The organism is Saccharothrix sp. CCNWYY140 (assembly GCF_037401995.1).
Lineage (GTDB): Bacteria > Actinomycetota > Actinomycetes > Mycobacteriales > Pseudonocardiaceae > Actinosynnema.
The window spans coordinates 19,842-27,723 of sequence record NZ_JBBEGC010000100.1; the positions used below are offsets into that span (position 1 = coordinate 19,842).

Sequence of the window (7,882 nt, forward strand, 5' to 3'; positions counted from 1 at the left end):
AAGATTTGGGTGTGCGAATTGGGCAGGGCGTGCTTCCGCGCCGCCGCAACAGCGTTATTGCGGCGGTAAGTGAATGGATTCCGGGGCCCCCAGGCGCCGCGCTCATCAGAGCATCGGGCTCCGAGCCTCCTCTACCGCCGAAAGGGTGACGTGCCCAGCCTGTGGACACCCCTTGACAGGCTGCTCTAGCCTCGGGTCGCCGTTTACCGAGACCACTGCCTGCGCTTTGCGGACGATGTTCTCGGCTGGTTTTCCGGCCGTGCTTCGGGAATACGAAGGGGGACTTTGTGGGTGCCACGATCTGGTTGACCGGATTGCCCAGTTCCGGTAAGTCGACGCTGGCCGCCGCGTTGGCCGCGCGGCTGGCCGGCACGCACCCGGTCGAGGTGCTGGACGGGGACGTCGTGCGCCGCCAACTGTTCCCCGAGCTGGGCTTCAGCAAGGACGACCGTGCCGAGAACGTCCGCCGCACGGGTCTGGTCGCCCGCCTGCTGGCCGGTCACGGCGCTATTGTGATCACCCCCGTGATCGCGCCTTACCGGGCCGCCCGCGAGGCCGTTCGAAAGGATCACGAGGAGCACGGTCTGCGGTATCTCGAAGTTTTTGTCGACGCCGCGCCCGAGGTGTGCGCCACGCGCGATGTGAAGGGTTTGTATGCGCGTGCAAAAAGGGGTGAGATCACCGGCTTGACCGGTTTCGACGACCCGTACGAGACCCCCATCCAGCCGGAGTTGCACCTCCGTACGGATGAGCTGTCCGTCGAAACGTGCGTCGAACGCATGGTGGCCCTGCTCGACGGCACCGCCCGATGAAAGCCGCCGAGCGCCTGGAATCCGAGGCGATCCACGTCTTCCGCGAGGTCGCGGGGGAGTTCGACCGGCCGGTGATCCTGTTCTCCGGCGGCAAGGACTCGACGCTGCTGCTGCACCTGGCGGTGAAGGCGTTCTGGCCCGCGCCCGTGCCCTTCCCGCTGCTGCACGTGGACACCGGCCACAACTTCGACGAGGTCATCGAGTTCCGCGACCGGGTGGTCGAGAAGTACGGCCTGCGGCTGGAGGTGGCCCGGGTGCAGGACTACATCGACGACGGTCGGCTGGCGGAGCGCCCCGACGGCACCCGCAACCCGTTGCAGACCGTGCCCCTGCTGGACGCGATCACCTCGCACAAGTTCGACGCGGTGTTCGGCGGCGGACGTCGGGACGAGGAGCGGGCACGGGCGAAGGAGCGGATCTTCAGCCTGCGCAACGCCTTCGGCCAGTGGGAGCCGCGCCGGCAGCGCCCGGAGCTGTGGAACCTCTACAACGGGAGGCACCGGCCGGGCGAGCACGTCCGGGTGTTCCCGCTGTCCAACTGGACCGAACTGGACGTGTGGCGGTACATCGAACGCGAAGGCGTGGAGCTGCCGTCGATCTACTACGCCCACGAGCGCAAGGTCTTCCTGCGCGATGGCATGTGGCTGGCCGAAGGTCCGTGGGGCGGCCCGCGGGACGGCGAGCAGTTGGTGACCAAGACGGTCCGGTACCGGACCGTGGGCGACGGTTCCTGCACGGGCGCCGTGGAGTCGGACGCGGCGGACATCGCGACGGTGATCGCGGAGGTCGCGGCATCGCGGTTGACCGAGCGCGGTGCGACCAGGGCCGACGACCGGTTGTCGGAGGCCGCGATGGAGGACCGCAAGCGGGAGGGCTACTTCTGACCATGAGCGACCTGTTGAGGCTGGCCACCGCGGGCAGCGTGGACGACGGTAAGTCCACGCTGGTCGGCAGGCTGCTCTACGACACCAAGTCCGTGCTGGCGGACACGCTGGACGCCGTGCATCGGGCCAGCGCCGACCGGGGTCTGACCACTCCGGACCTGTCCTTGTTGGTCGACGGCCTGCGTTCCGAGCGGGAGCAGGGCATCACCATCGACGTGGCCTACCGTTACTTCGCCACCCCGAAGCGCTCGTTCGTCCTGGCCGACACCCCAGGACACGTGCAGTACACGCGGAACACGGTGACCGGCGCGTCGACCGCCCAACTGGGTGTTCTTCTCGTCGACGCGCGCAAGGGCGTGGTCGAGCAGACCCGCCGGCACGCGGCCGTGCTGGCGCTGCTGGGCGTGCCTCGGCTGGTGCTGGCGGTGAACAAGATCGACCTGGTCGACTACGACGAGGTCACGTTCACCCGCATCGCCAAGGAGTTCACCGCGCACGCCACGGCGTTGGGCTACCCGGAGGGCGCGGTGCTGGAGATCCCGGTGTCGGCGCTGGTGGGCGACAACGTGGTGGAGCGGTCCGAGCGGACGCCGTGGTACTCCGGACCCACGTTCTTGGAGCACCTGGAGACCGTGCCCGTCGAGCCCGACCCGCACGACGCGCCCTTCCGGTTCCCCGTGCAGTACGTGATCAGGCCGCGCACGGCCGAGTACCTGGACTACCGCGGGTATGCCGGGCAGGTGGCGGCGGGGACCGTGCGGGTGGGCGACGAGGTCGAGGTGCTGCCCAGCGGGTTGCGCAGCACGGTGGCGAAGATCGACACGTTCGACGGTCCGTTGGAGGAGGCGGCGGCGGGTCAGTCGGTCACGTTGTTGTTGGCCGATGACCTGGACATCGGGCGTGGCGATCTTGTTGTCGGCGGTGGGCGGCCGGTGGTGACCGACGAGTTCGAGGCGACGGTGTGCTGGTTGGCGGAGAAGCCGTTGACGCCGGGGGACCGGGTGCTGGTCAAGCACGGGACCCGGACGGTGCAGGCGGTGGTCGGCACGTTGCACGCGCGGTTCGACGAGCAGGCGCTGTCCAGTGTGGACTCGCCAGGGGTTTTGCGGCTCAACGAGATCGGGCGGGTGGTGATCAGGACCGCTCAAGCCCTGCCGTTGGACGACTACGGGTCGGTGCGGCGGGGTGGGGCGTTCCTGGTGATCGACCCGGGTGACGGGTCGACGCTCGCGGCCGGGTTGGTGGGGGCTCCGCTGCCGGTGGAGGACGCTCGCGGGTGATGGGAGGAGCCCCGGGCCGGGTGGCCCGGGGCTTCTGCGTCAGAACTGGGGCTTTTGCGTCAGAACTGTAGGTACCAGCTGTTCAGGGTGCCCACGTCCTGGGCGGCCACGTCCTGGACGCGCAGCTTCCAGGTGCCGTTGGCGACCTCGCTCGAGGCGTTGACGGTGTACGTGGTGTTGATGTTGTCGCCGCTGTCGTTGCTCGACGTCTTCACCCGGTACGCCGTGCCGTCCGGCGCGACAAGGTCGATCACCAGGTCACCGCGGTAGGTGTGGGTGATGTTCACGCCCACCACCAGGGCCGACGGGGCGTTGCCGGACACCCCGGACACGGTGATCGAGGACTCGACCGTCGCCAGGTCGGGCAGGGTCAGCGGGGTGGTGTTCTCGAACTTCTGGCCGGGCGGGGTGCCGGTGCCGGCCAGGGTCCACACGGCGTAGGCGATGGCGTCGCTCATGCGGTCCAGGGCGGTGGCGTTGATGTTGCTGGTGGTGTCGCAGGACCGGTGGTAGCAGCGGTCGAAGGCCACGCCGGCCTGGCCGCCCCACTTCTGGGCCTGGGCCGAGGTCATGGTCACCTCGGCTCCGGTGAACAGGCCGCCGATCGGGATGCCCGACTGCGCGAAGGCCGCGTGGTCGGACCGGCCGCCGACCGAGGTCAGCTCGGTGGGCACCTTGCCGACGAACGCCGCCTCCAGGGTCTGCTGGAGCGCGAGCGAGCCGGAGGGCTGGTTGGACGCGCTGTAGACCATGTAGCCCGCGTTCGGGGAGCCGATCATGTCGAAGTTCAGGTACGCCTTGATCTTCGACTTCTCGGTGGTCGGCAGGTTGTTGACGTAGTACTTCGAGCCGATCAGGCCCAGCTCCTCCGCGCCCCACCAGCCGAAGCGCAGGTGCTTGCGCGGCTGGAGGTTCTCGCGGGCCACGGTCAGGGCGGTCTCCAGGATGCCCGCCGAGCCCGAGCCGTTGTCGTTGATGCCGGGGCCGCTGCCGACGCTGTCCAGGTGGCCGCCGAGCATGAGGACGTCGTTCGGGTCGCCGCCCGGCCAGTCGGCGATCAGGTTGTAGCCGGTGGCCGAGTTGTAGGTGAACTGCTGGACCTGGGTGGTGAACCCGACCGCGTCCAGCTTCGCCTTGACGAAGTCGATCGACGCCTTGTAGCCGGGACGGCCGTGCGCCCGGTTGCCGCCGTTGTTGTTGGCGATCGTTTGCAGGCTGCTGAGGTGCGCCTGGACGTTGGCCAACGAGATGTCGGGCACGGCCAGCGTCGTGGGCTGGGCCGTGGCGGCACCCGGTGGGCTGAGCAGGGCCGCGGCGAGCAGCAGGGCGCTCGCGAGCGGGGTCGTCCGCTTCAGGGACATGGCTGCCTCCGCAGGGTGTAGGGAAAGCCACGTCGAGCCTGGGGGCTGGGGGAGCGCCGGCGGTAGCGACGTTCGTCGTGGCACATTCGGGGGAAATGCGGCTTTTCTATTTATTCCATTGCTTCAGTGTGGATTGGAATCAATGGATCGATGCAGTGCCGCGGAGGTGCGGTACCGCCGCGGTGCGGTTGACCTGCGGAGGTGCGGTTGACCTGCGGCGGGGTGTCGAGCGGGATGGGGAGGGTGGATCACCCGTCCTGTTGGGCGGCCCGTTTGCGGCGCTTTCCCTCGTGCATCGCGACGACTCGGGCTACCGGGATGGTGTGGCCCTCCTCGACCAGGTCGGCCGGGAGCTGTTGGGGTGCGGGGAGTTGCGCGGCCCACGGGTCGCGGGAGTCGAGCAGTGCCGGCGCGGTGTGGACGGTGAAGTCGCGGGGGTGGACGTCGTCGAGGTCGTCCCAGGGCACGGGGAACGAGACAGGGGTGCCGGGGCGGATGCGGGGGCTGTAGGCCGCCACGACGGTGGCCCCGTAGGCGCGGGTCGAGTCGAGGAAGACCTTGCCGCCGCGTTCCTCGCGGATGTAGGCGGTGGTGGCGAGGTCCGGGTCGAGGCGTTCGGCGCGGGCGGCGAGGGCTCGGGTGGCGGCTGCCGCGTCGTCGTCGGAGGCGGAGATGGGGACGAAGACGTGCAGGCCCTTGGCGCCGCTGGTCTTCACGGCCCCGGACAGGCCGGAGTCGGCGAGGGCGCGTTGCACCAGCCTGGCCGCGGCGACGACGTGCCCGAAGTCCTCGCCCTCGGGCGGGTCGAGGTCGAGGACCAGGTGGTGGGGGTGCTCGCGGTCGTCGGCGCGGTGCAGGGGGACGTGGTACTCGATCGCTCGTTGGTTGGCGAACCAGAGGAGGGTCTTGCGGTCGTCGCACAGCGCGTAGCGGACTTTGCGGCGAGACGCCTCCGCCCACACCTCGACGGCGTTCACCCAGTCCGGTGTGTACTTGGGCAGGTTCTTCTGCATGAACGGGTCCTGGCCGCGCAGCACCCGCACGACGGAGAGGGGGCGACCGGCCAGGCCCGGCAGGATGCGGTCGCGCACGGCGTCGAGGTAGTCGACCAGGTTGCGCTTGGTGGCGCCGGCGTCGGCGAACAGCGGCTGGTCGAGGTTGGTCAGCGCGACGCCGTCGCGTTCTTCGGCAGCTCCCACGCGGATCACCCTCCACCGCGAGCGCGGCGCGGTCAACCGCAGGAGCCCGGCCGGCCGTCAGAGCAGTGCGGTCAACCGTTCCTCGACGGCGTCGAGGGCCATCCGGACCGCGCCCAAGGCCACGTTGTTCACGCCGAGGGCGGAGACGCGCAAGTCGGCGGGTACTAGCAGTAGTCGGCTCAAGCGCTTGCGGACGGCGTCGAACAGCACGTCACCGGCCCTCGACACGCCACCGCCGACGATCACGCACCGCGGGTCCATGATGAGCAGCTGCACGGCCAACCCGCGTGCGAACCGGGTGGCGATGGTGTCCACAACGGACACGGCGGCCGGGTCGCCCGCGGTGGCGGCGTCGAACAGGACGGCGATGTCGCCGGTGGTCGCGAGGCGGTCGCGCAGGGGTTGGTCGCAGCGGGCCATGCCCAGTCGGAGGATCTCGCCGGCGCCGACGAGCCGCTCGAAAGCGCCGAGTCCGTCGGTGGGGGGTTTGGGTTCGTCGTCGAGGTCGGTGACGAGGTCGATGAACCCGAGTTCGCCGGCGGCCGAGGACGCGCCGCGGTAGGGCTTGTCGTCGATGACCATGCCGGTGCCGATGCGTTCGCCCCACTGCACGAACAGCAGGTTGTCACCGTCGTCGCCACGCCACCGCTCGGCGACGACGGCGAGGTTGACGTCGTTCTCGATGGCGACCGGGCAGCCCAGCCAGTCCCGCAGCTCGGCGATGACGGGCAGGCTCGACCAGCCGGGGATGCTGGGCGCGAGCACGACCTCGCCGCGGTCGTGGTCGACGATGCCCGGGGTGCCGACGGCGACCGACCACAGGTCGGTGGGGGTGATGCCGGCGTCGGTGGTGACGTCGGTGAGCGCGTCGCGGAGCAGGCGGACCACGCTGTCGCCGGTGTGGCCGGCGGGGGTGACGGCCTGGTGCTGGGCCAGGACCGTGCCGGCCAGGTCGGCGACCAGGACTACGACCTTGTGCGGGCCGATGTCGATGCCGGCCACGTGTCCTAGTTCGGCTCGGAAGCGGGCGCGTTGGGCTGGGCGGCCGATGTGGTGCTCGGTGGTGCCGGAGAACTCGGCTATGCCTGCCTCGGCCAGGGCGGTGAGGGCTCGGGTTACGGCGGGGCGGGAGAGGCCGGTGGCGACGACGAGGTCGGAGACGGTGGCGGTGTGGCTGTCGGTGGCGTTGTTGCCTGCGTTGTTGCCGGCGTTGTTGCCGGCGTTGTTGCTGGCGTTGTTGCCGGCGTTGTTGGTGCTCGAGCGGAGAGCGTTGAGCACGGCGGTGGCGTTGATCCGCCGCAGCACGTGGGGGCCGGTGGCCGCTGATCCGGATGACACGCCTGCCCTCGCTTTCCCCTTGCTGAGCCGCCGGTGGCGCGGTGCCGCGGGCGGCGGTGCCGCGCACGCTAGCAGGGCCGAACCCTTGACAGGTGGTCCAGACCATAGCAGAGTATCGAACGGTTCGTTAGTAAGTGCGCGCTGTTCACGTCCCTACAGGTTTGGGGAGGCCACGGTGGAAGACGTGAAGTACCGGCGGATCGCCGATCACCTGATCGGGGCGATCGACCGTGGCGAGTACCCCGTGGGCAGCGTCCTGCCCACGCTGCACGAGCTGATGGACCGCTTCGGCGTCGCCCGGGGTACCGCGCGTGCGGCCGTGGCGGTGCTCATCGCGCAGGGTGTGGCGACGTCCAAGCAGGGGTTGGGGACGCTGGTGTGCGGGACGACGATCCCGCCGCAGAAGCAGGTGCCTCGGATGCTGCCCGATGGCGCCACCTACCCGAAGGTCGTGCTCAGCGGCTGGACTGCGGCGGGGCCCGAGGTGGCTCAGCGGTTCGGGCTGGACACCGGGAGTCTTGTGGTGCACCGGGTGCGTCACCACCACACGGGGACGCGGGTGACCAGCATCGACCAGCAGTGGCTGCCGCGTAGTGTCGCTACGACCATCGAAGAGTTGACCGGTCACGACATCTCGGACCGGGTTGATACTCCGCAGCCGGATTTGACTCCGTTGCTGCGTACGGCTGGGTTGGACCCGATCGTGGCTACCGTGCAGTTGGATGCGCGGCTGCCTACGCGGTCGGAGGCGGACACGTTGGGGATTGCCGGGGATGAGCCGGTGTTGGTCGTGCATCGGATCACGCATGGCTCGTCGGGGACGCCGGTGGAGGCGACCACGAGTGTGTCTAGCACTGGGGGAGCTGCGCCGAAGTTCACGATCCCGATCACGGGGTGAAGGTTCAAGAGCTTAAAAGCTGAAAAGCTGAAAAGCGCCTGCCGGCGGGCGAACCACCGATGGGGGGTGAAGGGCGTCGGTTCCCCCACCGCATGGCCCGGCGGAGCCAA

At 69.5% G+C, this 7,882-nt stretch carries 7 protein-coding genes; 4 read left to right on the forward strand and 3 right to left on the reverse strand.

Annotated elements, in window-relative coordinates; all coding sequences use genetic code 11:
• Window positions 1–287 precede the first annotated feature (287 nt).
• Genes cysC through WBN91_RS30485 form a run of 3 tightly spaced genes read left to right on the forward strand, consistent with a single transcriptional unit; the run spans window position 288 to window position 2,976 of the window.
• Entirely contained in the window at window positions 288–812 is a 525-nt protein-coding gene (cysC, locus tag WBN91_RS30475) for an adenylyl-sulfate kinase (protein WP_337724270.1), read from the forward strand.
• Window positions 809–1,696, forward strand: coding sequence for a sulfate adenylyltransferase subunit CysD (gene cysD, locus WBN91_RS30480; protein WP_337724271.1), 888 nt, complete (start codon window positions 809–811; stop codon window positions 1,694–1,696). The genes cysC and cysD overlap by 4 nt, the downstream gene beginning before the upstream one ends.
• Before the next feature lie 2 nt (window positions 1,697–1,698).
• Entirely contained in the window at window positions 1,699–2,976 is a 1,278-nt protein-coding gene (locus WBN91_RS30485; protein ID WP_337724272.1) for a sulfate adenylyltransferase subunit 1, read from the forward strand.
• 59 nt (window positions 2,977–3,035) lie between these two features.
• Here the strand turns inward: WBN91_RS30485 and WBN91_RS30490 are convergent, their stop codons facing one another.
• The 3 genes from WBN91_RS30490 to WBN91_RS30500 form a co-directional block, all read right to left on the reverse strand.
• Window positions 3,036–4,337, reverse strand: coding sequence for a M28 family metallopeptidase (locus tag WBN91_RS30490; RefSeq protein WP_337724273.1), 1,302 nt, complete (start codon window positions 4,335–4,337; stop codon window positions 3,036–3,038).
• A 248-nt stretch (window positions 4,338–4,585) separates the two neighbouring features.
• A complete protein-coding gene (ligD, locus tag WBN91_RS30495) occupies window positions 4,586–5,536 on the reverse strand; it encodes a non-homologous end-joining DNA ligase (RefSeq protein WP_337724274.1) in 951 nt (316 codons plus the stop codon).
• 57 nt (window positions 5,537–5,593) lie between these two features.
• On the reverse strand, window positions 5,594–6,874 hold the full coding sequence (locus WBN91_RS30500) for an ROK family protein (RefSeq protein ID WP_337724275.1): 1,281 nt from the start codon (window positions 6,872–6,874) through the stop codon (window positions 5,594–5,596).
• Window positions 6,875–7,049: 175 nt separating this feature from the next.
• Here WBN91_RS30500 and WBN91_RS30505 point away from each other — a divergent pair, with 175 nt between their 5' ends.
• Complete coding sequence (locus WBN91_RS30505) at window positions 7,050–7,772, forward strand: GntR family transcriptional regulator (RefSeq protein ID WP_337724276.1); 723 nt, start codon at window positions 7,050–7,052, stop codon at window positions 7,770–7,772.
• The last annotated feature ends 110 nt before the right edge of the window (window positions 7,773–7,882 follow it).